This window comes from Nitrospira sp., assembly GCA_029194665.1.
Taxonomy (GTDB): Bacteria; Nitrospirota; Nitrospiria; order Nitrospirales; family Nitrospiraceae; genus Nitrospira_D.
In genome coordinates this window covers 252061-278724 of record JARFXO010000006.1, presented here as the reverse complement: position 1 = coordinate 278724, position 26664 = coordinate 252061, and the positions used below count along the sequence as shown (strand labels likewise).

28 protein-coding genes are annotated in these 26664 nt (G+C 56.1%); 22 read left to right on the top strand and 6 right to left on the bottom strand.

The annotated features are described in order from the left end of the window. Positions 1-118 precede the first annotated feature (118 nt). From P0119_19425 to P0119_19405, 5 genes are all read right to left on the bottom strand, one after another. The gene (locus tag P0119_19425; protein ID MDF0668222.1) at positions 119-319 is read right to left on the bottom strand and encodes a hypothetical protein; all 201 of its coding nucleotides are present in this window, start codon (positions 317-319) and stop codon (positions 119-121) included. Positions 320-435: 116 nt separating this feature from the next. Then, a complete protein-coding gene (locus P0119_19420; GenBank protein ID MDF0668221.1) occupies positions 436-816 on the bottom strand; it encodes a calcium-binding protein in 381 nt (126 codons plus the stop codon). Positions 817-1282: 466 nt separating this feature from the next. Beyond that, on the bottom strand, positions 1283-1525 hold the full coding sequence (locus P0119_19415) for an addiction module protein (GenBank protein MDF0668220.1): 243 nt from the start codon (positions 1523-1525) through the stop codon (positions 1283-1285). 106 nt (positions 1526-1631) lie between these two features. Further along, a complete protein-coding gene (locus P0119_19410) occupies positions 1632-2051 on the bottom strand; it encodes a hypothetical protein (protein ID MDF0668219.1) in 420 nt (139 codons plus the stop codon). Between the two features lie 42 nt (positions 2052-2093). Then, positions 2094-2851, bottom strand: a protein-coding gene (locus P0119_19405; protein ID MDF0668218.1) for an IS5 family transposase whose coding sequence is annotated in 2 segments (ribosomal slippage) — positions 2094-2516 and positions 2519-2851 — 756 coding nt in all. Because the reading frame shifts where the segments join, the coding sequence is not laid out codon by codon here. Positions 2852-3092: 241 nt separating this feature from the next. On the opposite strand from P0119_19405, the gene P0119_19400 reads away from it, so the two are divergent. The 16 genes from P0119_19400 (at position 3093) to P0119_19325 (ending at position 22660) form a co-directional block, all read left to right on the top strand. Then, on the top strand, positions 3093-3974 hold the full coding sequence (locus P0119_19400) for an MBL fold metallo-hydrolase (protein ID MDF0668217.1): 882 nt from the start codon (positions 3093-3095) through the stop codon (positions 3972-3974). A 2-nt stretch (positions 3975-3976) separates the two neighbouring features. Then, a complete protein-coding gene (locus P0119_19395) occupies positions 3977-5611 on the top strand; it encodes a hypothetical protein (protein MDF0668216.1) in 1635 nt (544 codons plus the stop codon). Between the two features lie 382 nt (positions 5612-5993). Further along, positions 5994-6686, top strand: a complete 693-nt coding sequence (locus tag P0119_19390; protein MDF0668215.1) for a response regulator transcription factor — start codon at positions 5994-5996, stop codon at positions 6684-6686. 199 nt (positions 6687-6885) lie between these two features. Continuing rightward, a complete protein-coding gene (locus P0119_19385) occupies positions 6886-7257 on the top strand; it encodes a hypothetical protein (GenBank protein ID MDF0668214.1) in 372 nt (123 codons plus the stop codon). 152 nt (positions 7258-7409) lie between these two features. Next, positions 7410-8249, top strand: coding sequence for a hypothetical protein (locus tag P0119_19380; protein MDF0668213.1), 840 nt, complete (start codon positions 7410-7412; stop codon positions 8247-8249). A 355-nt stretch (positions 8250-8604) separates the two neighbouring features. After that, on the top strand, positions 8605-10170 hold the full coding sequence (locus P0119_19375; GenBank protein ID MDF0668212.1) for a phage tail sheath subtilisin-like domain-containing protein: 1566 nt from the start codon (positions 8605-8607) through the stop codon (positions 10168-10170). Between the two features lie 24 nt (positions 10171-10194). Then, on the top strand, positions 10195-10722 hold the full coding sequence (locus P0119_19370; protein ID MDF0668211.1) for a phage tail protein: 528 nt from the start codon (positions 10195-10197) through the stop codon (positions 10720-10722). Positions 10723-10728: 6 nt separating this feature from the next. After that, positions 10729-11457, top strand: a complete 729-nt coding sequence (locus tag P0119_19365; GenBank protein MDF0668210.1) for a hypothetical protein — start codon at positions 10729-10731, stop codon at positions 11455-11457. Beyond that, the gene (locus P0119_19360; protein MDF0668209.1) at positions 11454-12749 is read left to right on the top strand and encodes a hypothetical protein; all 1296 of its coding nucleotides are present in this window, start codon (positions 11454-11456) and stop codon (positions 12747-12749) included. Before P0119_19365 ends, P0119_19360 begins: the two co-directional genes overlap by 4 nt. Then, entirely contained in the window at positions 12746-14014 is a 1269-nt protein-coding gene (locus P0119_19355; protein MDF0668208.1) for a DUF4255 domain-containing protein, read from the top strand. The genes P0119_19360 and P0119_19355 overlap by 4 nt, the downstream gene beginning before the upstream one ends. Beyond that, on the top strand, positions 14011-16128 hold the full coding sequence (locus P0119_19350; GenBank protein ID MDF0668207.1) for an ATP-binding protein: 2118 nt from the start codon (positions 14011-14013) through the stop codon (positions 16126-16128). Before P0119_19355 ends, P0119_19350 begins: the two co-directional genes overlap by 4 nt. Further along, positions 16125-16403, top strand: coding sequence for a hypothetical protein (locus tag P0119_19345; protein MDF0668206.1), 279 nt, complete (start codon positions 16125-16127; stop codon positions 16401-16403). The genes P0119_19350 and P0119_19345 overlap by 4 nt, the downstream gene beginning before the upstream one ends. A 159-nt stretch (positions 16404-16562) precedes the next feature. After that, complete coding sequence (locus tag P0119_19340; GenBank protein MDF0668205.1) at positions 16563-18908, top strand: DUF4157 domain-containing protein; 2346 nt, start codon at positions 16563-16565, stop codon at positions 18906-18908. Further along, positions 18905-19435, top strand: a complete 531-nt coding sequence (locus tag P0119_19335) for a hypothetical protein (protein ID MDF0668204.1) — start codon at positions 18905-18907, stop codon at positions 19433-19435. Before P0119_19340 ends, P0119_19335 begins: the two co-directional genes overlap by 4 nt. A gap of 398 nt (positions 19436-19833) precedes the next feature. Beyond that, complete coding sequence (locus tag P0119_19330; protein ID MDF0668203.1) at positions 19834-22164, top strand: DUF4157 domain-containing protein; 2331 nt, start codon at positions 19834-19836, stop codon at positions 22162-22164. 151 nt (positions 22165-22315) lie between these two features. Beyond that, positions 22316-22660 carry a hypothetical protein gene (locus P0119_19325; GenBank protein MDF0668202.1) on the top strand — a complete coding sequence of 115 codons (345 nt, stop codon included), beginning with the start codon at positions 22316-22318 and terminating at the stop codon, positions 22658-22660. Positions 22661-22786: 126 nt separating this feature from the next. Here the strand turns inward: P0119_19325 and P0119_19320 are convergent, their stop codons facing one another. Further along, on the bottom strand, positions 22787-23059 hold the full coding sequence (locus P0119_19320) for a DUF433 domain-containing protein (protein ID MDF0668201.1): 273 nt from the start codon (positions 23057-23059) through the stop codon (positions 22787-22789). A 345-nt stretch (positions 23060-23404) separates the two neighbouring features. On the opposite strand from P0119_19320, the gene P0119_19315 reads away from it, so the two are divergent. The 6 genes from P0119_19315 to P0119_19290 are packed head-to-tail and all read left to right on the top strand — an operon-like array spanning position 23405 to position 26663. Beyond that, complete coding sequence (locus tag P0119_19315) at positions 23405-24061, top strand: hypothetical protein (protein MDF0668200.1); 657 nt, start codon at positions 23405-23407, stop codon at positions 24059-24061. Between the two features lie 5 nt (positions 24062-24066). After that, the gene (locus tag P0119_19310) at positions 24067-24372 is read left to right on the top strand and encodes a LysM domain-containing protein (GenBank protein MDF0668199.1); all 306 of its coding nucleotides are present in this window, start codon (positions 24067-24069) and stop codon (positions 24370-24372) included. A gap of 2 nt (positions 24373-24374) precedes the next feature. Beyond that, positions 24375-25490, top strand: a complete 1116-nt coding sequence (locus tag P0119_19305) for a hypothetical protein (GenBank protein MDF0668198.1) — start codon at positions 24375-24377, stop codon at positions 25488-25490. Next, positions 25487-25984, top strand: a complete 498-nt coding sequence (locus P0119_19300) for a phage baseplate assembly protein V (protein MDF0668197.1) — start codon at positions 25487-25489, stop codon at positions 25982-25984. Before P0119_19305 ends, P0119_19300 begins: the two co-directional genes overlap by 4 nt. After that, on the top strand, positions 25984-26304 hold the full coding sequence (locus P0119_19295) for a hypothetical protein (GenBank protein MDF0668196.1): 321 nt from the start codon (positions 25984-25986) through the stop codon (positions 26302-26304). The genes P0119_19300 and P0119_19295 overlap by 1 nt, the downstream gene beginning before the upstream one ends. Then, positions 26304-26663, top strand: coding sequence for a GPW/gp25 family protein (locus P0119_19290; protein ID MDF0668195.1), 360 nt, complete (start codon positions 26304-26306; stop codon positions 26661-26663). Before P0119_19295 ends, P0119_19290 begins: the two co-directional genes overlap by 1 nt. The last annotated feature ends 1 nt before the right edge of the window (position 26664 follow it).

Here is a 26664-nt window from a genome sequence, read left to right as displayed (position 1 = left end):
CGCAGGGACGGATGCGTTGGATTCTGCTTGAGGAGAGCGTAATTGCGTCTCGCGAGATCCTGGATGTCAGTTGGTAGCGCATTGAAGCAGCGCCAAAATTGACTTGACGTGAAATGCCTCAAATCTCACGTGCCTTACCGCTGCGATACTCAGTGAGAGCTTCTTCAGCTAATGCATCGAATTTTCCGGCAGCAGCATCGGCCTCAATCTGGGCATCCCACGCAGCGGCATCGAACTCTAAGAACCAGCGTCGCAACTTCGCAAGTTCGTCCGGGGGAAGCTGCTCAATGGCGCGCTCTATCGTCTCGACACTGGTCATATATCCTCCTCATTTGATAGCGAAGATACCATATTCGTTGTTTCAAGGCTAACGCGTAAGCTCACCTGGTGCGGCGATAGGAGCGCTCCGGCGCAGCGCCGTGGTTGGGCCTGAACTCAGCCAAACTGGTAGCCCATGCCAACCCAGTAGTGCCAGTCATCAATTGCGTCTCGTGTCTGTGCATCTGTGTTCTTGATTGGTTTCAACTGAGCCAACGGTACGGCGAGGTCGTCCTTGCCCCAGCGGATAGTAACGAACATTTCTTTTTCGCATTCTTCCTCCGAAGGCATGCCCGTGACTTCAACTTGATCCTCGACTTTGAGTGGCGAGATTGGACGTTTCTTGATGCATGTGGCCTTGAAGGGGAACCGGAGTCGATTCTCCAGATAGTAGTACCAACCCATGGCCTGTTCCTCTGCGCCGTAGGCCTCAACGATGATTTCCATCCCGATGCGCTCCTCGCGCTGTTCATCGCGCCGAGGCTGCTTTGCTCGCATGGCGCTTTCAGGCCTTACGTTTTAAGTGAGAGGCGTGGCGTGCCGTGTCCTTCTCAACCCGATGGTTAGGCTGGTGTGAATCAATGATCCGCTGGACGCCATGTTTCAGCGCCGGAAGTTTCTTGGACACCACACCCAAGCGATCTGATACTCGACTTCCACAACGAACTGGTTAGCCGCCTTCTTTTAATCGCGCCCTGATCCATAACGGGTTTCTACGACAATCCAGTATGGCGAACACGCGAACCAACTCTCGATCCAGGCGGCCGTAGACGGCAAACGGAAAGCGCTTGGAAAGACATCGGTGATAGCCATAAGTAATTGGATGAATCCCCGCGAACAATAACAGGGAATCAATGTCGGAGAAAAGGCAGTCTAAGAAATAGGAGCCGAGTCAGGCTCCGGGCTTCGTAGAAGCGGAAGCCTTGGATCAGGTCCTCCTGGGCTTCATCCAGGATCTCGATTTTCACGACAGCTTCTTGCGCACGTCCGCTTTGGCTGTCTCCCAATCGATAAATCGAGATTGTCCCTCGGCGAGCCGCTGGCGGCGTTCATCGAGGATGTCCTTGTGCCAGACAGGGGACTCAATAGCCTCTGGGGTACGGGCGAGGTCTTCCCATAGAGACTCCATCGCAGCAAGCTTCACTTGAAGGGTCATCTCTTTGAGAGGCATGTTGAACGGCATACAGGGAGTATACCTTAGCCCCATACGGATTCAAATCCCCTGGCTAACGTTATGCTCAGCGGCGCTGATAAGCGTCCGCTGAAGCTAGAGTTAGAGGGCCGCTCATTCCGGCGATGGCACATTCCGTCGTTTAAGAAAGATCATCGATACCAACGGGGTCCCACGTCTTTCCCAGTGAGGCTCTGCACTCGCGAGCTAGTCGATACGAGAACTGCTCAAGAGATTTCGGGCTGGTATGTTCCGCTTCTACGACGCGCAACTGATCGCCGAATGCTTCCATTGCAGTCTTCACGGCTTTGCTTTCCAGGATTGATAACTCGCCCCAATACAATCGCCAGAATGTCTGGCGTTCTTTTTCGACTGCCGTAATCACGCTCGCAGTGGCAATGCTTGATGCTGCCACGCATGTCCGTCTATAGATTTCCAGTTGCTCCTCCCAAAAGCGCTTTCGGAATTCGCTACGCTTGGTAAGGCCATACTGAACAATGGCAAACATCGCTGTGACTATGCCCACAGCCATAGTAACCGTATTGATCTCAATTTGTGTCATATGCCCCGCCCGTTGAGCTGCAGGAAAATCTAGGGCGTGTCATCAATTAAGCCATGTCATTGAAGCAGCGAGATAGATGGCACCGAGGAAATTGGCGGCGCGTTTGTCGTAGCGGGTGGCGATGGCGCGGAATTGCTTGAGTCTGGCGAAGAAGTTCTCAATCAGATGCCGGGCTCGGTAGAGGTCTTGATCGTATTCGCGGGGGGTGGTTCTGTTGGCTTTGGGGGGAATGACCACGACCTTGCCCGCTCGTTGCAGCGGCTGGATCACCCGTTCATCGGCATCAAAGGCCTTATCGGCAATGATGGTATCCGCGTCAATGCCGGGTAGCAAGACATCGGCGCCCTCCAGGTCATGCGCCTGCCCTGGGGTGAGATGAAACCCCGTTGGGTTACCCAACGCATCACAGGTGGCGTGGATTTTGGTGGTCAGGCCACCCTTGCTGCGTCCGATGGCTTCCTGCGCGTGGTGCCCCCTTTTGCACCAGCGCTGTGCTGGTGGGCACGAACGATGGTGGAATCGATCATCGCGTATTCGTTGTCAGGATCGTCAGCAAGACGTTCAAACACCCGCTTCCAGACGCCGCGTCGACTCCAGCGCGTATGGCGTGTGTGGATCACTCGGAAATCTCCGAACCGCTCCGGCAGATCCCGCCACGGGATCCCCGCGCGATACCGGTACAACACCGCTTCCACAAACAGCCGGTTGTCCTTCGCCGTCACGCCCACCGTCTCTTCACGACCAGGCAGCAGATGCTCGATCTTCTCCCATTGGTCATCACGCAATCCATACCGTCTCACCATCCGCAGACCCCTCCTTTGGTCTGGGACGGAGTAAATCACAACACGATGGCTCTGTGAATCGAGAAAATTAATTGATGACACGCCCTAGTACCCATCGGAGCCGCCTAACCAGTTATGAGGCAGTTATGCGCGCTAGCAAAATGATTTCGATTCCGTCAATTACAAAGACAGATAATTTGACATATCTCTTTAATATCATTCATGATTCGAAACGACTAATATGCGATTTAAGTAGACCATGGCGGACTCGACAAAACGACTCGATTCCAATGTCGCCGGCAATTTTTTTGTTGATGCGACCTGTATCAATTGCGACACCTGTCGCCAGTTGGCGCCGCTGAGCTTCGAAGAAATCGGGGACTATTCAGCCGTCAAGCGGCAACCGGAGGGTGATCAGCAAGTTCATCAGGCCTACCAGGCGTTGCTCGCTTGTCCGGTCGGCTCAATCGGTACCGAACACAAGGACAAGGCATGCTTGCAAACCGCCATGGCGAGCTTTCCCCTCCAGATTGAGAATGGGGTGAGTTATTGCGGTTTCAATTCGGAGAAATCGTTCGGAGCGAATAGTTTTTTCATTGAACATCAGGACGGCAACTGGCTGATCGACTCTCCGCGGTACATCAAGCATCTCATTGAGGCCTTTGAGCGGCGAGGAGGGATCGCCCATATCTTTCTGACCCACAAGGATGACGTGGCGGATGCGGATAAGTATGCGGCGCACTTCGGCGCGAAGCGGATCATTCATCGGGCGGATGCGGATGCCGCTCCGGCTGCAGAACGGCTGATTGGAGGGGAGGAGCCGGTTCGAGTTGGAGCAGAGTTTCAAATCATTCCCGTGCCGGGCCATACGGCCGGGAGTATGGCGCTGCTGTATCGGGAGCGCTTTCTCTTCACCGGCGATCATCTGTGGTGGAATCCACACAGCAAATCGTTGGAAGCTCCTACCCGTCTCATTTGGAGAAGATGGACCTTGATTGAGTCCATCCGGAAACTTCTCGACTACCAGTTTGAATGGATATTGGCCGGACACGGCGATCGAGTGCATCTCGCGTCGATCGACATACGAGCACAGCTGCAGGCATTGGTCGATCGGCGCGAAAAGGGCCGTGTCTTGCGCTAGAGATGCTCACATCCGTCGCCCAGTGGATCGATCGCAACATTCTCTCTCTCGGCCGCGAGATGCGGTTGTCCTATCTCCCGCCGCTCATGGTCTATGTGGCCTACGGTATTTCTGGTCTCACCGGTATCGTTGGGACGTTCTTCGTCAAGGACTACCTCGGACTCTCCGCTGCATTTCTCGCCGCGCTGGGTTTTTGGGCCGGGATTCCCTGGGCCCTCAAGATGCCGATCGGCCACACGGTCGATCTTGTGTGGCGGTGGAAGAGCTGGCTCGTTGGGCTGGGTGCGGGGCTGTTGACGATCAGCCTTGGTATCATGGCCCTGTTGATCGGTAACCGCGAAGCGATGACGACGATATTGTCGGCGGAAATTTGGTATGTCCTGAGTGTGTTGCTGGCTCCCATCGGGTACGTCATTCAAGACGTCGTTGCAGACGCCATGACCGTCGAGGCGGTTCCCCGTGTCGACGATCAGGGGCACCCGTTCGACGATCAAACATGCAAGCTGATGCACACTACAATGCAGACGCTCGGGCGCGTTGCGATTGTCGGCGGCGGGATCCTCGTGGCGCTCGTGAATGTGTATGTCTTCAGCGGGACGGAGGGGCTGTCTCAAGCCGAACTCATTCGAGTATACAAGAACATCTACCTGATGGCCATGGTGATCCCGGTCGTCTCTGTGGTGGGGGTCGGATTAGCCTGGTGGCTCAAGCGGCGGCAGATGCAGCGATTTGTTCAGGAAGGATTCTCACGTGAGCAGGCCCGTCAGATGGTGAATGTCCGTGATGCGGAGAACGAACCGACGAAACCGAACTGGTGGATCCTCGGTGGAAGCTTGGCCTTTGTCCTTTTCACGTTGACGGTCGGATTGAGCGGATTGCCATATCGAGAGGAGATCGTGTTCGTCGGGTCGATGAGCATCGTGCTGTTCCTAATGTCGAAACTCGTTCGGGAACTAGAACCGGATAAGCGGCACACCCTGGTCGGCACTGCCGCGGTGATCTTCGCCTTGCGCGCGATTCCAGGACCTGGCCCAGGATCGACTTGGTGGATGATCGATGACCTGAAGTTCGATCAACAATTCCTGTCCGTCCTCTCCTTGATCGGAGGTATTTTGGCATTGGTAGGCATGTTCGCCTTTCGGCGCTTCATGGCCGAACGTTCGATCATGTATGTGGTCGGATTTTTAACTGTCGTCGGGACTATCCTCTCTTTACCGATCGTGAGTATGTACTACGGGTTACACGAATGGACGTCGAAGGTGACGGGTGGAATCGTCGATGCCAGGTTTATCGCGTTGGTCGACACGGCACTGGAATCGCCGCTCGTGCAGATCTCCATGATTCCGATGTTGGCCTGGATCGCGAACTCCGCTCCGGCCAATCTGAAAGCCACCTTCTTTGCCGTGATGGCCTCCTTCACCAATCTTGCGCTTTCTTTCAGTCAACTCGGCACCAAGTATCTGAATGAGATCTTCGTCGTCACCAGGGAGGTACGTGATCAAGCGACCAATGCTCTCCAAACTCCAGCCGATTACAGCCAGCTTGGCGATCTCTTGATCACACAATTGGTAATCGGACTGGCCCTTCCCTTCTCCGCCATCCTGTTCGCGAAACTCACCAAGTTTAAGGGCGCGTAACCGTGTGACAATCTGTCTCACTAAGACGACCAAACCCACGGGTGTTGCAAAGTGATACAACTTCATAAGGTTGTATCTAATCCGATTCATCCGGAATGAATCGGATTGGATACAGCTGAAACTACTGCTAAGTGTTCTCCCCATCTATCATATTGAATTCAGGTTGAAATGTTCTCACGGAGCGGATGCCGATGGCTTAGCATCAAATTTGCTGACTGTGTGTGAATGGTCACACTTTTTGTGAGCAATCTATTAGGTTTACTTTTCGACTTTATTTGTCTACAAGGATTTGCCGGCAGCACAAATGCTTCCAAGTTAGGGCTCGAGTCGATTTCTGCTCTCGAGGGGATGCCGTCATCCATAGGCTATTGTGAGGTGATCGGTGACGATCCACTGCCAACGTATCAACATTGCCATTGTCCATCGGGATGGCTTGTATCGAGACAGTTTGCAACATTGTCTAGCGCATGCCGAACCCATTTCGATCGTGCATAGTGCAGCTGTGCTCGATCAAAGAACCTGGGATACGGTTGTCGCTCGCAGACCAGATCTTCTCATCCTCGAATTCGGCTTATGTCGATGTCATGGGCCGGTTCAGTCAGGAAAAGGGATGTGTGCATCTTTACTGGGGGTTAGGACGATCGTGATAGGAGTACCAGACAAGGAGGAAGATATTCTTGCCTGCATCGAAGGAGTGGGGGCAGCTGGGTATTTATCGCTGGATGCCACTCTTGAAGATCTGATCCAGAACATCCGAGCCGTCGTGAAGGGGGAAACGCTGTGCTCTCCACGGGTTGCAAGTCTGACGTTCGAACGTGTTTCAGTCTTGGCCCGCCAAGTGGATGCGGCTCAGACTTCGACTCAGGTTGGAATGGGCCTCACACGACGTGAAGGGGAGATTGTACGGTTGATAGAAGATGGTTTGAGCAACAAGGAAATTGCTGTGCGACTCCATATCGAAGTCTCGACAGTTAAGAACCATGTCCATAACATCCTCGATAAGCTGCAGTTGCACAATCGACATTCCGCGGTGAGCTATATCAAAGAACAAGGTGCCACTGTACCTCGGTTTTGAGCCTCTCCACTGTTGCGCGTCTGCACGAGGTTTTACGTTTCATATCATGCCGCAAAATCTTGCTTAGGCGGGAAGAGATCTAGATTCGTATAGATCTGTTTTGTTGTTGTCTCTAGATCCAAGTAGATCCGCCGATCTATTGGCTCCGCACAATCTCTTCTCTACCATCGGTCATGTCACACCATTGGGGGGAACTCTTGTGGATAGAATCCGGGTGCTGATCGGGAATCATCCCATGATGATGCCCGACGCCGTCCGCCAGATGATCGCGGATCAAGACGATATGGAACTGGTGGGGGATTGCCGCGGTCCGATGAACATTCTTCAAGAAACAGGCAAGGTCAAGGCCGATGTCGTCATCTTGGCTCAAGAAGGTCAAGAAGAGCTGGGTCTTTGTAGCCAACTCCTGGCGATCTATCCGGACCTCACCATTGTCAGCGTAGCCCCTGACCTAGACATAGCCTTTACCCAGCAGCTCTGTTCGTGCCGGAGGAGGGTGATCAATGACGATCAGCTGGATATTATACAGACAATGAGAATGGCGGTGAGACAGCCGTGCGGAGAGAGGTAGATATGATGGAGCTGTACCGATGTCTCTCCCCAAAGCCATGGGCCCGTTCCGAAGCTCGCGTGGTCTCGCCGTTCTCGACTTCTATCTGAATGACGGGTAGCTCCGTATGAAGACGCAGATACCAAGTTCAGAGCCAGAAAGGAAAGGGACCCATGCCATTTCATCTCATCAAAGGAACCTTCCACGTCGTCGGCTACTCGCCGGATGGAGACTCGATCCGCTTCCAAGCCGACGATCGCAATAATTGGAATTTGCTCAACGGCCCCCCGGTCGGGCTGAATGCCAGGGAACATGCCCAACTTCGGATGGAAGCGATCGATACCCTGGAGACGCACTATCAAGGGCATCACCAACCATTGAAATTGGCCCACAAGGCCTTGCGGTTTCTACTCGATGAACTTCAGATCAAGAAGGTCAAGTTCGACAAGGGAGGCAAGGTCGTCTCCGCGCAGGACGGCACGCGCGGGTATATCCTGTCGCGCGCGATTGAAAGATACCGCCGGCCGGTCTCCTTCGTGTTTGCGGGGGACGCCGAAGAGGAGGATGGAACGGAGGTGTTTCTTCGGCCGGACCGTCTTGAAAAAAGCGTGAACTATAAGTCGGCGCTGGAAGGGCTGGCCTATCCGACTTATTACACAGGACTCTTTTCCGATCTAAGGGGAAAAGTCACGTCGGCCGTGGCGCAGGCTCGGAGGGGCGGTGGAAAAGGAATCTGGTCAAAGGATAAGACGACGAAAGGGTTTACGGTCTCAAGTCTCTCGTCTGTCACTGAGAAACACGTCATCCTGCCCAAACTCTTCCGCCGCATCGTGAGCTTCATCGGAAACGGCGGGAACATCGATGGCTTCAAGGACTTCCTTGTCGCCAATCCGGACCCGGTCATGGAATTGAAGAATGGCCATTTCACCAATCTTGACACCTTCATCGAAGTGACAGGCGAGGAGGTCAGACTCACGGTGAACCCTGAGGATCTGGTGTTCGTCGAAAAGTAAGCAACAGGGCTCGGGCGACAGATTGCACAGTCGGTCTATATCCAAACTGAATACCTGCTGACCATCGCTTCAGTCGCGCGGCTGCGCGAGGTCTTGTGTATCAGGTCGAGCCGCCTAGGTCAGAAGAGATCTAGATGCACATAGATCCATTTTGGTCCTGTCTCTAGATCCAAATAGATCCGACGATCTATTGGCCCGCCACAATCTCTTCTTTACTGTGCCATATCAGAGCAATGTGAAGAACCCTTGTGGACGAGCCGAGTACTGCGGCCAACTATTTGGTGAGTATTCAGACCTGATCATAGGGACGCAACAGCTGGTTTAACACGAACTAACAGTCTAGCGGAGGAAACCAATGCCGACATCACCGACCTATCCAGGTGTGTACATCGAGGAGATTCCAAGTGGCGTACGCACGATAACGGGCGTTGCCACATCGATTGCTGCGTTTGTCGGATGGGCACCGAAAGGCCCAACCGACCACGCTGAGCTCGTCCTCAGCTGGCCTGATTTCGATCGCAAGTTCGGTGGGTTGAACCAGAACAGCCTGATGAGCTACGCCGTCTATCACTTCTTTTCCAATGGTGGTCAGCGCGCCTACATCGTCCGCTTGGTAACGGCAGGTTCACAGACCAGTACTGACAACGCCGCCACTGCGGAAGTGATACTGGATACCAAGTTGAAAGTGACCGCGAGCAATCCCGGTGACTGGGCGAACGACTATGCGATCGTCACGAAACAGCGCTCCGATGATAACACCCGTTTCAGACTGGTCGTCACGAACATCAAAGCGGACAAGAAGGGCATTCCGGTGGAGGTTTTTGAAAATCTCTCGATGAACCCACAAGATGCACGCTATGTCGTCAACGTGCTGAAGGATGAATCCGCGCTAGTCACGGTTGCCTTAGAAGGGAATGCTTCATCTCCACCCGCAGATACCCCGATCCCGCAGCCTCCCGACCCCAATGCAGGTGTAGTTCCCGACAACGCGAAGCTGGCAAAGGGTGCCAACGGCAAAGTCCTCAAGCCCGATGAAGGAGATTTTGAGACCGCGATGCTCCCGGTCGGCGGAACAGGAGGTGTGTACCATCTCGATCGCATCGATCTCTTCAATTTACTGTGCGTGCCCGGTGAAACCACAGGCTCACAGATTCAGAATTTGCAGGAATTTTGCCGTAAACGACGCGCATTCCTGATCGCAGATTGCAATCAGGACGACGACTTCGGCGATCTCGACGATGGGCTCAACTCTGCCCTGACCGGCAGCAATGCCATCAACGCGGCATTCTATTTTCCATGGATACTTGCACCGGACGCACTACAGGAGAACCGGTCAAGAGACTTCCCGCCGTGCGGTTTCGTCGCAGGGCTCTATGCCCGTACAGATGCCAATCGCGGGGTGTGGAAAGCGCCTGCTGGAACTGAGGCCAGCCTGACGGGCGTGGTCGGAGTGAAAGTCCCTCTGACAAATGACGAAAACGGCGTACTTAATCCGAAAGCAATCAATTGCATCCGCAACTTCCCCGTCTACGGCACAATCGTGTGGGGTGCGCGCACCCTGCAAGGTAACGACGAAATCGGCTCGGAATGGAAGTACATCCCTGTCCGTCGCACGGCCTTGTTCATCGAAGAAAGTCTCTACCGTGGCACAAAATGGGTCGTCTTTGAGCCGAACGATGAACCGTTGTGGGCTCAGATCCGGCTGAACATCGGGGCCTTCATGCACAATCTGTTTCGGCAGGGGGCCTTTCAGGGCAGCACGCCGCGCGATGCCTACTTCGTGAAGTGCGACAAGGAGACCACCACGCAGAACGATATCAATCTTGGCATCGTGAATATCGTGGTCGGCTTTGCGCCGCTCAAGCCCGCTGAGTTCGTCATCATCAAATTGCAGCAAATGGCCGGACAAATCGAAGTCTAGGGACTGATGTGAGGAGGCACAAGCATGGCTCAGTTTAGCGTGAACGCACAACGATTCGATCCCTATAAGAACTTCAAGTTTCGAGTCAAATGGGACGGCAAGTACGTTGCCGGGGTGAGCAAGGTGAGTTCATTAAAACGGACGACCGAAGTCGTCGAGCACCGGGAAGGCGGCGATCCCTCGAGCAGCAGAAAGTCACCGGGCCGCACGAAATACGAGGCGATTACCCTGGAGCGCGGCGTGACCCACGATACCGAGTTCGAAAAATGGGCCAACAAGGTGTGGAACTATGGCTCAGGGTTGGGCATGGAGGTCTCGCTCAAGGATTTTCGTAAGGACATCATTATTGAGATGTACAACGAGGCAGGGCAACTTGCGATTTCGTACAAGGTCTATCGCTGCTGGGCCTCCGAATTCCAGGCTCAGCCGGACTTGGATGCCAATGCTAACGCCGTGGCGATCCAGACCATCAAGCTGGAGAACGAAGGGTGGGAGCGGGACTACGAAGTGACCGAACCAACTGAACCGAGTTTTACCGAGCCTGCTGCGTAAGCATCTATGTCTTCGCTATCTGCCAGGAGTCTCTTAGCGGTCTGGGAGCGTGGGGCGAGCGAGTCCTCGGTTGTGCAAGCACTGAGCTTGCTGGCCGCCGCCGTTCCTAAGGCGGAGCTTGGTGATCTTGAGCATCTGCCGATAGGCCATCGTGACGCACTCTTGCTCACGTTGCGTGAGCAGCTGTTTGGTCCGAGCGTGGAGACGTCGATCATGTGTCCAAAATGCCGGGATCAGCTCGATCTTGTCTTTGATGTCGATCAGATTCGAGCGCCCGTGGGGACCCACTCACGAGGAGAGTTTGTCTGTGATCTCGACGACTATCAGGTGACGTTCCGGCTGCCGACGAGTGAGGATTTGCTGGCGGTCATGAACGAGAGGGAGCCGGCTGCGGCCAAGGAACTACTGCTGAAACGCTGTCTGTTGCGTGTTTTGCATCATGAAGAGGCTGCGACGGAGGTGCCGACATCCGTTTCCGAGAGGGTCATCGAGCAGATGGCTCAGGTAGACCCTCAGGGAGATGTGCAGCTAGCGGTGACCTGTGAGGTGTGTGGACATCAGTGGGAAGCCACCTTCGACATCGTGTCCTTCTTGTGGTGTGAGATTGATTCCTGGGCGAAGCGGCTCCTGCGCGAGATCCACATCCTGGCTTCTGCATATGGATGGGCTGAAGATGACATTCTGAGGATGAGTGCCTGGCGGCGTCAGAGCTATTTGAACATGGTGCAAGGATGAGTGATTATCTTACGAACCTCCTCCTCCGTGCGCGGAGCCCCGAACGCACGATTCAGCCTCGGTTGTCGTCGATGTATGACCCTGTATCGCCTGGTTCCGTGGGTGGCGAGGTCGGAGGCTGGGGCCCTGAGGAATCATTGCATCCGCCGGGTGAGGTGAACGAGTGGTTGCCAAGACATGACCTGTTGGCGAGCCGATCTTTTGGGACGAGAGAGCAGGACCGAACGGACGGTGAAACCCCTCTGGAATCAGCAACGCAGTCGTGGGAACAGGCATCCGTCTCTACCGACGGCGATGAGCCACTGAACTTTTCTTCGGAAACTGCGTCTACTCTTGAGCCAAGGGCGATCGAACGAGATGCGGACAGCGTAACGGCTCCGACAGCGTTGTCCCGCTTGGATGATGAGCAGCGGTGGGCCACATCAAGACCTTCAGCTGAGGACAAACCGGTCAGCTTCTCACCGATAGGCAGCAGCGTGGCGGCTGGTTCCTCCCCTGTCGCTTCTATCGGACCTGATCAGGAGGAAACAGTCGTACGTCACAGGGCCGCAGGCCAGTCCGCGAGTCCTGCGCGACGGTCACCGAGTGATCAGGCGAATGAATGGGGCAGAGGACCAGCTCCTCCGCCGATTGACGATCTCTCCGATGAAAAGAGGCCGATTCCTCAAACAGTCACAACAACAGGGACACATGGTCCTGCGTCAAAGAGCTATGAAGTTGGACGAGGTCCATACGGGAGCGTTTCATCGCCTGTGGCTCCGTTTGTTGGAGCACCGACAGGACAAAGCGATGGTCAATCCCAGGCTCGACTGTCGGCAACGGTGCCTGAGTCGGAAGGGACTATCCCGGCCCTTCGCAAGGCAGTTTCTGGTGAGCCGCCCAATATCAGTGAATTCTCGCTTGATCCTTCCCTTGTCTCTTCAGCGCCAGCAACAAAGATCGGAAGGGAAACGCAACAAGTCATGTCGGGCAAGCTAGGAGATACTCCGGGGATACCTTCCCCACCGGCCGATCAGCAGCAACTATTGGCTCACTCTCTCGCCGTGCCATTGGGCTCGAAGAAATTTATTGCAGAACGACGCATTGCTTCACCAATGACGGCAACCATCGTCAACCATGCATCGGCGACGGACAGCGGAAAGCCGGTAGAACCGGTTGTGCAGGTGACCATTGGTCGGGTGGAGGTGCGTGCGGTTGCTCCTCCGGTGCGCCAAGAGAAGGGGCGCAAGTCACAATCGGCCATGAGCCTCGACGACTATCTCAAACGACGTGGTGGTCGGAGTGGAGGATGAGCAATTCACTGGCGATCGCCTCGGTGACAGCGACGTTACGTCGGCTGCTGGAAAAAGGTGGAGTTGAACACGTGACGGTCAGGACACTGGACAAGGCACCTGAAGGGATCAATGCCGACAAGCAACGGATCAATCTCTTTCTCTATCAGGCGTTACCGGATGCGGCCTTTCGCAATATGGAGATGCCGGGACGGGTGAAATCCGGAGAAACGGGTCACCCCCCATTGCCGCTCACGCTGTACTATTTGCTGACGGCCTACAGTGGCGATGAACGGGATGAGACCAGTAGTCATGCTCTCCTGGGCAAGGCGATGAGCATTTTGCACGACCATCCCCTCTTAGGGACGGACGAGATCAGAGATGCCGTGGGGGCAGACCGCGATTTGGCCGCTAGCGATCTGGCGGACCAGGTCGAGCGTATTCGCATTACGCTTCAGCCGCTGCTGTTTGAAGAGATGTCGAAACTCTGGACGACCTTTCAGATTCACTACCGCTTGTCGACGGCTTACCAAGTCTCCGTTGCGTTGATCGAGAGCACACGCTCAACCAGAACGCCGCTTCCAGTGTTGATGCGAGGAAAAGATGATCGTGGAGTCATGGTCCAACCGGATATGACCCCGCCGTTCCCGACGCTGACGGAAGTCACGGTCCCGACACGGGAGCCGAGTCAGAAGCTAGTCGCCATGACAGGCCTTCCGAAACAGCAGCCCACCGCGTTGTTGGGAGATGAGCTGCTGATCAAGGGACATCATTTGGACGGAAGTTCGGTGGTTGTGCATCTGATGAATCAACAACTCAAGAATCCTATTGAAATTCAGGTCCAAGGACCGACGGCGAATGAATTAAGGACGATCGTCCCTAATGATCCTGCTGGCCTGCCGGCAGGATGGTATACGCTATCCGCCATTGTTTCGAGCACCGGTCAGACTGGAGAGGAGAGGCGTTTCAGCAATGCTCTCAGCCTGTCTATTGCACCGACAATCAAGGGTATTAAACCTGAAAAACCTAGACGCGATGCGGTGTTGACCATTCAATGTCGTCCTGAAGTAAGGGGTACCCAGCGTGTGGCGTTACTGCTGGGCGATCAAGAACTTCTTCCGGAAGCACGATCGGCACAAACGGATACCTTGAAGTTTCGTCTGAAAAACATCTCGTCTGGCACCTATTTCGCCAGGCTACGGGTGGATGGAGTGGATAGTCTACTGGTCGATTGGAGTAAGACGCCGCCGGAATTCGACGCAACGAAAAAGGTCACGGTTCAATGACGGTCTCTAAAGCAAGCTCGTGGCAACAGCAGAACGATGAGTACCTCAGGAAAGCACTGGCGTGGTTGCGGTTCCGCCTGGCCTGGTTCATCGATCAGTCGGCGAGTTCGACGTCATCGGCGTCGTCCGAGCCTCGCTCGGCGCAGCAACAGGGTGCTCGACGTTCATCCGGGCGTGACGGCACGCAGGCTCAACCTGCCGCTGGAAGCACCAGTGTCAGTGAGAAGCAATTAGCCAAAGCTGTAGAAGAGCTGGCGACATTCGACACAGCGAAGCAGCCACCGGCATTGGTGACCTTGCGCCGCAATCTCGGCCTATCGCAGTTTGAGAGGGAAGTGCTCCTTCTCTGCGCCGCGATGGAGTTTGATACGAGAATGGCGTCGCTCTGCGCGCAGGCCCAGGATGATGTGACCCGCCGATATCCGACCTTTGCGCTCGCGATGGCTTTGTTTGCTGAGCCGGCCTGGGATGTCTTGTCTCCAGAACGGCCCTTGCGGTACTGGCGGCTGCTAGAAATCAACCAGCCAGGCGCACAGCCGCTCACGACCAGTGCGCTCCGAGCCGACGAGCGCATTGTCAATTATATAAAAGGCCTCAACTATCTGGACGATCGCCTGGTGCCGCTCCTGTTGCCGGTACGGTATGACGATCGAAGTGTGGAACTGCCACCGTCCCAACGGTCAACGGTGGACGCTATGGTTCGCCAGGTCGGAGAGGCAGGGTCGCTGCACGCAGTTCCGGTTATGCAACTGTTGGGTGCTGATTCGCCAAGCAAGCAACTGGTCGCCAGTCATGCCGCAGCGGCATTGCGCTTGCCCCTCTATCGGCTTCCAGTCGAGTTACTCCCGTCGCCACCGGCCGAACTGGAACAGCTGACCCGACTGCTCATGCGCGAAGCAGTCCTCTGGCCCTTTGCTTTATACCTAGACGCCCATGAGATGGAGAAAGCCACCGCGAACGAGACCCATGCATCCGCCCTACATCGTTTCCTATCCCGAAGCAGCGGCATCTTTTTCCTCGACACACAGGATCGTCGGATGGAAGCGGGCCGTGCCTCTGTCTCGTTCGATATTGGGAAGCCAACGAAAATTGAACAACATGTCGCGTGGGATACTCTCTTGGGGGCGCAGATGAACGGCGCGGCGGCGCGACTCGCCGGCCAGTTCAACCTGAACCTCTCGACGATTCATCAGATCGCCCGCACGACGCTGTCATCTCCTGCCGCCGGACAACAGGCGATCCCGCAACAGCTCTGGGAGGCTTGTGTCGTGGACACCCGCCCACACCTGGAAATGCTGGCGCAGCGGATCCAACCCAAAGCCTCATGGGAGGACATCGTCCTTCCCGAGCCGGAGCTCAATCTTCTGCATCAAATCGCCGCTCAGGTGGCGAATCGCACCCGTGTGTATGGCGACTGGGGGTTTGCGGCCAGGCGAGCGCGGGGCTTGAGCATCAACGCCCTGTTTGCGGGCGAAAGTGGCACCGGGAAGACAATGGCGGCGGAGGTGCTGGCGAACGACTTGCGGCTGAGTCTCTTTCGGATCGACCTGTCGGCGGTGGTCAGTAAGTACATCGGTGAAACGGAGAAAAATCTGCGGAGGCTGTTCGATGCAGCGGAGGACGGCGGTGCGATCCTCTTTTTCGATGAGGCGGATGCCCTGTTCGGCAAACGCAGCGAAGTGAAAGACAGCCACGACCGCTATGCCAATATCGAGATCAACTATCTCTTACAGCGTATCGAGGCCTATCGGGGGTTAGCCATTCTGGCGACAAATCGGAAGAGTGCGTTGGACTCGGCCTTCATGCGCCGCATCAGGTTCGTCGTAGAGTTTCGTGCCCACGGCATTCCAGAGCGGAAGGCCATCTGGGAACGAGTGTTCCCACGTGAAACAGAAACGGCAGAGTTAGATTTCGATCGCTTGGCACAACTCAACCTGAACGGCGGCAACATCAACAATGTCGCCATGAATGCCGCGTTCCTCGCGGCTCAGGCTGGATCGCTGGTGACCATGCCGCTGATCTTTGACGCAGCCCGGGCAGAGTTTCGCAAACTGGAACGGCCCATTTACGAAGCCGATTTTCAATGGGATGACGAAACGGAAGTGGTGGCATGAACGTCCGACTGCACATTGAGCGATTGATTCTGGACGACCTGCCTCTCCGAGGGAGCCAGCGGGCACTCGTACAGGGAGCTGTCGAGCAGGAATTGGCACGATTGATCGAGATGAATGGTGTTGGACCGGATACCATGGCTGGAGGTAACCGTGCCTCTGTGCCACACACGGTGATGCACATGGCGGAAGGTGCAAGCCCCGTCCAACTCGGACAGCAGATTGCCCAAGCGGTGTATCAGGGGATTGGGAAGAGTCCATCGGCGAAGAGGTCGTAGGCGAGAGTTGTAGATAAGTTGAGCGAGAGGGGCTACGAGGCCAAGGGAAGAGCGGGAATGGAACGGACTGGTGTACAGGTCGAAACGGGGAGAAGTCAGGGAGCTCGGTCGAGTTCAGGTGGCCTTCTCCAACGCCAGTGTGCCTGCGGTACGCACACGATGGGTGGAGGGCAGTGCGCGGAGTGTCAGAATAAGAAAATTGGTGTCGGTGGTAGGCCGCTGCAAACCAAGTTGGCGATCAGCGAACCGGGCGATGTCTATGAACAAGAAGCTGATCGCGTGGCGGAGCAGGTAATGCGAATGTCGCCAGCGGACGTGAGCAAGAGGCAAAAGAATGGAATGACGCAACCCCTGGTGCAGCGACAAGCCTCCATCGGTACAACAGGGTTAGCTGAGGTTCCACCGATCGTCCACGACGTGCTGAATTCACCAGGTTTCCCGCTCGATGTGGCCACTCGTGCTTTTTTCGAACTGCGCTTTGGCCACGACTTTTCGCAGGTGCGGGTGCATGCCGATACGAATGACGAGCAATCGGCACGAGACGTCAATGCGCATGCCTATACGGTAGGCCACAACATTGTGTTTGGTGCGGGTCGGTTCGCGCCAAACACCTATGACGGTGATCGGTTAATCGCCCATGAGCTGGCACACGTGGCGCAGCAGTCCTATACCCCAGGCAATACGCTGGCTGTGCAGCGCAAGGGAAGGAGGGCGGTGGTTGGCACGCATGAGGTGACGGTGACAGTCCGCTACGTCGATGATTCGACGGAGCTTGGCCATCGGCTCGTTGCCCGAATCAGCAAAGAGACGGGTATTCCTGAATCTGCGCTGTTCCAGTCAATGTTCAGCGGTGTTGCCGAAAGAATCCACTTTATGCTTGCCCGAGACCACGCGGTCAAAGTGGGAGGCAGGGTCAAGGTTGCTGTTAAAGTGTCTTACTATCCCGAGAGTTCGGTGGTAGCTGCGATTGAGCTGATAGAACCCGCCCGGCCTTTGGTGCAGGACGAACCTGGCGATCGACTCCAGGACCAGGAACACGCCTCCCCGGATGTTGCTGAGCAACCGACGCCTGGCGAGACGGTAGAAGCCAGACTGCGACGACAGGCGCGAACCATCGTACGATCCATGAGCGAAGAGATTGCTGCCGCGGATCGTCAGGGTTATGACTCAATGACGATCACGATTGAGCATACTGGCAAAGAGCTTATACCGGGTTTTCAGAAGAGAAAGCGTGCTGACACCCGACCGGCTGGAACGGTACCCATTTCGGCGAGCGAGATTGCAAAGGAACACCTCACACCCCTCCTCGAGATGATCCTCATGGGACCGGGCAGAAAATCCGAGATCGAGTTCGGTCGGACGGAGACAGGGCGGTTCGACTTCCTCCGCTACACCTCCCGTCGTCCTGTTGGAGAATTGTCAAATCAAGAACTAGGACAGGAATATCCGGATGCCGTACAACTTGCATTAAGTGGTAATCCTGAACGCCGCAATGCCATAGAAGATGAAATTGATCGGCGTGAAGAGCAAGGATTTGGAACTGCCGTACCCAGAGGCATTAAACCAAGTGTTCCTGCAAACACAGAAGTCACTCCCGATGTTGCACTCAAGATTCTCGACAACGTCTCGAAAGGGGAACCCCCATTTCGACCTGAGCTTGGTAAAGGTGGTTCGTCATGGGTTGTTACTGAAGGTTCACCCTATGTGGGTATAGATCCAGCTAAGAACATCAACATAGAAGTTGAAATCTTAAAAACAAAAGATGTTGTTGTATTTGGGGAAAACGAGTTAACAGAGATTCTTGAACAAGAAAGCAAGTCGACGGCGGCAGAGGCAGAGGCAAAATTTCGTGAAAACTTCGGATTGGATAAGACTGCCAAGCTAAGTAATCGCCTCATGAAAAGCCTCACAAGGTTTCAAAAGCGATTTGCTGAATCAAGAATGTGGGATCGAGTCGGTGAGCGAGTTCGGGCATCAACCGGCAAGGTGGGAGAAGTTGTCTTTAAGGAGGGGAGCAGGTTCTCGAAAACTCCCGGAAAGTTTGGAGTTGTTGCTGATCCGGCTAAGGTGCAGGTTAAAGGTGGCATTCCAAAGTTGATGGAATCACTGAGCAAGCAGGGTGTTAGTGCTGAGCCTGTCATTGTTGAAGCGGCAGAAGCGATGGCCAAAAAATTGAAATGGGCAGGGCGCGTTCGTGGTGTGTTCCATTATGGTGGTCGAGTTATGATCGTTGTCGCTATAGCCGCAGATGTTTATAAAATCTATCACGCAAAAAATAAGACTAGAGCAGTAATTGAATCGGCTGGTGGATGGGCCGGTGCAACCGCAGCCGGAACCGCTTTTGCTGCTTGGTTTGCTCCTGCCGATGTTGCCGGTCCTTGGGCATGGGCGGCTCATGGAGTGGGAACCCTTGTCACAGGCGCTATTGGATACTGGGTTGGATCTAAGATAACTCGCACGATTTACGAACTGGTGCTGGAGGATGAAGGGGTCGCAATAGAATGACCAGAGGTGAAGTAATTAAGCAATTGGCAGGTTTTTCAGGCCCGCTTGGGCCACTCGAATCTCTTGAGGAACGGATAAGGCGAAGGGATAAATGGTTAGCTGTGACGGACAGCGACATCGCTGGATTGCTCTTGGAGGTTCTCATGCACCCTCCAGATGTAGCAGAGCTCCTTCCAGCGACTAGGGACGATTTCGAATTAGAGATTTCAGAAGTCCTGACGCTTTTGGGGCAGCGTGACCCTTCTAGCTTTCTAGAAAGAGTAGGGCCGCTGCTGGTGAATGATCGGGCGCGGCCAACACTTATCGAAGTTATTGGCGCCTTGCGAAGACAAGAAGGTATTTACTGGCTTAGAACTCTTTTAAATAGTGCTGAACTGACAGAAGACGAGCATATTCGATTGGCCTGCGCGCTAGGAGAAATAAAAGGATTAGAGGCGCGTATGTTACTTGAGCGAATCCGATTGTCTATTTCTAGTGAGATGAAGAGCGTTCGTCGAGAGATCGATATTGCGCTTCAAAGAACATAACGCTCGGGAAAGGGAGACAGGTCAGAGTTCAGGAGAAATCAAAGGGGTCGGAAATCTTATGGTCATCGTGAATGGCCATGTCACTTCCTTTGCGGGTAACGACGCGGGCGGCCCCAAACGAATGAGGGGCAGAGTCGAACTCCCTGAGTGTACGCTGCGAATGAAGGATTGAGTTGATGAATACGCAATTTCAAACACAGGTGCAAACCACGCCAACGCCCTCCTTCACGCCTGTGCCAAGAGGAATCCTTCAACGCAAATGTGCCTGTGGGACGCACACGATGGGTGAAGGGCAGTGTGCGGACTGTGCGAAGAAGAGCGGTCTCCAGCGGAAACTTACGATTGGGGCCAGCAACGATCCGCTAGAACAGGAAGCGGATCGGATTGCCGAGCAGGTAATGGCGGGGCCAGCACCATCCACCGTCAAACCCATTCCGCCTCATATCCAACGATACACGGGTCAAGCGAATAGTCAAGCCGATCCGACGCCTCCCAGCGTAGACCGTGTCCTCACGAGTTCCGGCAGGCCTTTAGAGCCAGCGTTACAGCAGAACATGGAGCAGCGCTTAGGCCACGACTTTTCGCAGGTGCGCGTACATTCTGGCGATGCGGCCGAGCAATCGGCGCGGGAGGTGCATGCCAATGCGTATACGGTGGGTCACAACATTGTGCTCGGTACGGGACGTTTTGCGCCGGGTACGCGGGAGGGGTGGCGGTTAATCGCGCATGAGTTGACGCATGTCGTGCAGCAGTCGGGCGCGAATATCGGCATCCAGCGGGGCCCGCTGTTTCCCGCACGGACCAACTATCGCTTCGACACCGGCCAGATCACGGTGGACGACCTTTCCGACCCCGAAATCAGTATGCGGGTGCACTCGATGACACGTGGCGAGCTGCGCGCCTATCGGGCCCGCGTGATCGACCCTGGCGTGCAGGAGTACATCGGTCGCCTGCTGGCGCCGCAGCCGACGGCGCAGCTCGAGACCAACACCTTCACGGTGACGCAGGCGGGCATGGACACTTTGGTCGGCCTCAACTACTGGGAGCAACGCACTTGGACGGCGTTCGAATTGAGCAACTCCCCCGCCCGATTCACCAGCAGCGCCGAGGAGCGCGACGCGGTCTACGCAGCGCTGTGGCAAGCGTTTCCGCAGGGTCCGGCGACACCGCCGACATCGAAGCTTGTCACCATCCCGCCGAACGCGCAGCGCAAGAGCGCGCTGCTCTATGAGTTTGTGATCAGCGCGCCAGCGACGGCCGGTGGCAAGACCCGGCTGGACATCAACTTCCAGCGCGAACACGTCGGCCGCGTGACTGACACGGCAGCCGAACCGCCCAAGGGTTACATCGCGCCGCAGCTCAGCTTCAACAGCGACGTGGGGTTCCCCGAGAGCGCGGACCGCTACTTCGCCAACCACCGCGATGAACGACGGCAGATTGCCTACTGGATCAAGCAGCAAAGCGGCTCGTTCGAGCAACTGGTGGTGACGCGGTCGGTTCCCAGGGATGGGAAGGGTTCGCCCACCGAAACTCTGTTCCTGGTCAGCGGCAAGAAGGAAAAGAGCGGCGCGCTCAGAGAACTGAACATCGAATTACGTCCCGGTAGCCGGCCTGCCGAGGTGACACCGGTGGAAGACTACCGTAACCGCGACTACGGCGATCTGCTGCTGGAGAACGCGCAGTCCCAGCCGGACCCAAAGAAAGGCGACACGCTGGGCTACGTGAACGTAGCTGGCGTATCCTCAGACGAGGTGGTGTCGGTCAAGTACGTCATCGCGAACTACTTCACCGTCATCGGGACGCGCAACGCCGAAGTCGACGCGGTGGTGCCGATCACCGGCAAGAAAAGGCACGTGTTCTACACGCTTCGCTTCCGCCCCGACAACGAGGTCGATGTGGAGCGCGTCGGCGAGAAGGGTTCGAGCGAGAAGCTGGACCCCTCGCGCATGGACATCGCGCGTGTGCGCGACTACGAGGCGAATGCCTCCGAGCCGGCCAAGCTCAAGACCTGGCTGGGCAAGCGCTATCCGGGCGTCAAGCCGACCGGCGCGACGGTGGAGGATGTGCGCGACTCGGCCAACCAGGCCATGAGCAGCGATGCTGGAACGCCCGCGTGGTACCAAGCCAACTACAAGGTCACCGTCATCGACGGCGCGGCGACGCAGACGCGCCTGAGAAACGTGCACAAGCTCAACGACAAGCAGACGCCCGATGCCGACAACAAGGATTTCACGCCCCACGAATTGCGGCTGGCGGAGCTGTCACTGCAGACCTTGACCGAGACCATCCTGAAGCTGCTGCACTACGTGCGCCTCGGACGCAAGGCGAATCAGCGCAAGGCAGACGGGACGATCGGACCTTACGGCGGGGAGACGTTCTGGAACGGGTCCAACAAGACGGTGGTGATGTATGACAGCGGAATGGGCGACAACGCATCGGCCTTCCGCGGCGGCCCCGAGGGCGTGAACGTGCCGCAGGCCATGCTCTTCACCCACGAGTTCGGCCACATCATGGAGCCGAGGAGTGGCGCCAAGCGGGCATTCGACAAGTTCGTCAAGGACGCGGGCATCCGGCCGTTCACCCACTACGCCGAAGACAAGCCCGGCACCGAATTCTTCGCCGAGGCGTTTGCGATCTCGCAAACCGATCCGGAGTGGCTGCACCGCAACCACCCAAGCGTGTATCAGTGGTTCGAGACCTTCAACCACACCGGCAAGGTGCCCAAGTGACGAGGACAACACTAGAGTGAGGAAATGGGGGCAGGTTCCTTTCCCGTGGCCAAGAATGCCATGGACGCGGAAGGGGACTGTCTCGGAATAGTCGGTGTCAGGCAGGGGCAAAACGACTTGCGGGTCGGGTCGATTGGGGCGGAAGGGGCATATGACTGGGGCAGAATTGACAGGGGATCGTGAGCAAGCGGTGCAGACTCTGGGTGGAATGTTCACAGCAGAACTGTGTCAGAGTCTTCTAAGGCAAATCCGGTTCTCTGGAAGTGGGAAGCCACAAGATCTGGTTCGTAAGGTCGGTCTCGTGGTGTCGTCTGAAGAACCGACGAAGGCGGCGAAGGAGCTCCGGCAAGGGAACCTCTCTGGAAAGGAGAATGCCCGCATGAGAGCGACCGGTTTCTTGCCACAGGGCGGCAAGCTGGAGGAAGTCTTTTCGATCGAACGTCAAAATGGTTCGTTGTTCATGGCCGGCAAAGGCCAGTTGCTCGTCATCCGATAAGCCGAGATTTCCAGCAGCTTGTGTCGAGAGACAATCGATGCCGTGTTCAGCGAGTAGGGCGCACAACACAGGGGGAACGTGTTCGTCGAGATACAGTCTCATGGGTGGTCATGAAATTCGAGATGACTAGCGGATGGGGTGGGTCGTCGGGTCGAGCGCATCATTGTCGGTGATTTCTCGGTCGATCTCTTCACGATTATCGTAGTAGTACGACAGGGCATCGTAGATGGAGGCGAGATTGAGATGAGGGTAGGAGACCAACAGTTCTTCGGGACTCATTCCATGGTGCAACACATACACGACCACTGTTCGGACCGTGATGCGCGTCCCATCAATACGCGGACTCCCGCCGCAGACGGCTGGATCGCTGGTGATATGAGGGTGCAGTACTTTGGGCATGACCGAGTTCCTCGAATGACTGGGCCTAGCATAGCCGAGGCCGTGAGGCTGGTCAATGCTAGGAGCCTGTCCGACAGTGGCCTTTCTACTGCGGCGAAGGATGCACCGGCATCTGCTTCGTTCTCGGCAGCGAACAATCCTCAACGTATTCCAGCGAATACGCCTGCGGTTTTTCGCAACCTGCGGCCTTGCAGCTGCCAGCGCCTGCTTCGCCTCGCCACGAACGGCAATGTCAGACAGGCCCCTACGAAACGAATGCATGATGTGCAGGAGCACGGGTCTTGGGTGGGAATGGCGGAGTCCGAATCGGAGCAGGGAGTGAACGGACGTTGACATGAGGGACAGATGAGCAGCTTCCCGGGATCCCCTCGTTTGATGAAAGGCGCCATTGTCGGCGTCGATGCCGTTAATCCGCTCGCCAGCGTGGTGGTGTTTCAATACAACCCGGACACGATGACCCGTCGGCTGGAAGCGCGATCAACTGGTGGCGGAGAGACAAGCGATCGAGCGGAAGCGTTTCGCCTGACCGGTCCGCCGAAGGAAACGATTACGCTGAATATCGAGGTGGATGCGACGGACCAACTTGAACAGGCCAACCCGATCGCGCTTGTGTCGGGGATCTCGCCCCCGCTCGCGGCGCTGGAGATGCTGCTGTACCCCAAGAGCGCCACCGTCATTTCCAACTCAATCTTGGCCCAGGCCGGCAACATCGAGATCATTCCGCCGGAAGCTCCGTTGACGTTGTTTGTGTGGGGGGCGACGCGGGTGCTGCCTGTGCGTGTCACCGGCTTCAGCATTACGGAAGAGGCATATGATCCCTTACTCAACCCCATCCGGGCCAAGGTCGACTTGACGTTGACCGTGCTGAGTTACGTGGATCTGAAGATCTCGAACCCCGGGTACTCGCTCTTCCTGGCGCATCAGATTGCGAAGGAAGTCATGGCGACCACCAATGTGGCGAACAGTGCTCAGAATCTCACGGCGTCCATCAAGCTAGGGTGAGGTGCATGATGTTTCCTCCGACCAGTCGCTATTACGGTATCGAGATCGCGAAGTACGAACCGGCGGATGGGAAGGAGATTGCGTATCTGCGGCGCCGTTTTGTGCCAGCTGTCAGCCCGAATAGGCCGATCGTAGCAGAACATGTCGTCACGCAAGGGGAACGATTGGACAATATCACGGCGCGGTACCTTGGCGATCCCGAACAATTCTGGCGTCTGTGCGATGCCAACAATGCGATGCACCCTGAGGAATTGACCAGCACGATCGGTCGCCGGTTGCAGATCACGTTTCCTCAAGGGGGAGCCATTTAGCCATGCCGAGCCTTGGTGCCCGTCTGCAATTGCTCATCGGCCCGACGGTGCCGGCCCCGGCGCCCTATCCGGTCATGGATGCGCTCGTTGATGTGGAAGTCACGAATCGCGATCAAGATTTCGACGGGTTCAAGCTGACGTTCAGCCTGGGTAAGGATTCACTTCTGGATTATGGACTCTTGCTCACCGGGCTGCTCGATCCGCCGAGCCGAGTCATTATTCAGGTCTTTATCGGAACGCTGCCTCAAGTGTTGATCGACGGCATCATCACCAATCACCAGATAGCTCCCAGCAATAGGCCGGGGGAGTCCGCCTTGACTGTGTTCGGGAAGGATATCAGCCTGAAACTCAGTCTGGAGGAGAAGAGCGAAACCTTTCCCAACCAGGCCGATTGGGTCATCGTCAACAAGCTGATCGCCGACTATCCGACGCTGGGGTTGGTGCCTCAGGTTACGACGACGACCGATGTGCCGATTCAGGTCGATCGGATTCCCTCGCAGCAGGGGAGCGATCTTGATTTCATCCAGGAACTCGCTCGCCGCAACGGGTTTGTGTTCTACATCGAGCCGACCCCTATTCCAGGAGTGAACCACGCCTATTGGGGAGTCGACAATCGATTGGGGTTGCCGCAACCGGCGCTCACCATGAATATGGGAGGGGATACGAACGTGGATCAGCCGATGACGTTCAGCTTCGATGCGCTGGGACCGGCTGAACCACAGGTCACCATTCTCGATCCGATCACCAAGCGATCGATCGCGATTCCGCTGCCCAGCGGCTTGCATCCACCCTTGGCCCGGCAACCTGCCGGCTCGTTGCGGAAGACGTTGCCTAGAAATACCGCAAATCTCAATCCGGTCCAGGCAGCGCTGCGAGGGCTGTCCTCGGCGAGTCAATCGTCGGATGCGGTAACCGCGACAGGGGAAGTGGATGCGGTGCGTTACGGCCGCGCCTTGCGTTCGCGGCAACTGGTCGGAGTACGGGGCGTGGGCCAAAGTTACGACGGCACCTATTACGTTCAGGAAGTCACGCATCGTATCAAGCGTGGAGAGTACAAGCAGAGTTTTTCGCTTCGGCGTGAAGGACGCGGCGCCTTGACCTCGGTGGTGGTGCCATGAGCGGCCAGGGCGCGCCGTTTTACGGAAAGTTTCGAGGCGTGGTGTCCGACAATCGCGACCCTCTGATGCTGGGACGGATTCGAGCGAAGGTGCAGGATGTGTTCGGTGAACAGGAAAGCGGGTGGGCCCTCCCTGCGTTACCCTATGCCGGGAAGAACGTGGGCTTGTTCCTTATTCCGCCCACTGATGCGTCCGTCTGGATCGAGTTTGAGCATGGCGATCCGGACTATCCCATCTGGACCGGCTGTTTCTGGGCGCAGGGGGAGTTGCCGGCCTCGCCTGCGGTGGCCGAGATGAAGGTGCTCAAGACCGATGTCGCGACGATGACGCTGAACGACATAACCGGTGCGGGGGGCGTCACCATTGAGACGACTGCGGGCATGAAGATCGTGATGAATGTGACGGGGATCGAAATCACCAACGGTCAGAATGCCAGTATCAAGCTCACCGGTCCACAAGTGTCTGTTAACAGCGGGGCCTTGGAGGTGACGTAATGCCAGGGTATCTTCTGCATCTGGGTGCCACGGTGCTCTGTCTCCATGCGGGGCAAGCCCAAGCGACGGCTCCCAACCCTCGGGTGAAGGTTAGTGGACAGATGGTGGTCACTCAGTCCGCCCCTCATACGGTGGTTGGATGCCCGTTTAATGTCAGCGGGTCGCCGGTGCCCTGCGTCACGGCCCAGTGGATGACGGCGGCCTTGCGCGTCAAGGCAGGGGGGATTCCGGTGTTATTGCAAGATAGCCAGGCGATCTGCGCACCGAATGGGACCGGAGTCAATATTGTTATGACGCAGATGCGTGTCAGGGGGAATTGATGAATATCGACTATCCCTTTCATTTCGACCGGGTCGGTCGTACGGCAACGACCGGCGAGGCGGATCATATCCGCGACATGATCGAAGAGTTCCTGTTTACCAACCCCGGCGAGCGGGCGAATCGGCCGGATTTCGGCAGTGGCCTGCTGCAGATGATCTTTACGCCGAACAGTTCCGAACTTGCCACAGCCCTTCAATTTACCGTTCAGGCCGGCTTGCAACGGTGGCTCGGCGATCTCATTGCGGTCGAACGGCTGGAAGTGATGAACAACGACGAAGGCAGGCTTACCATCCTTATTCAGTACCTGGTGCGGCGTACGAATGAGCGTCGCACGACTCAGTTTTTACGAAAGGTGTAGC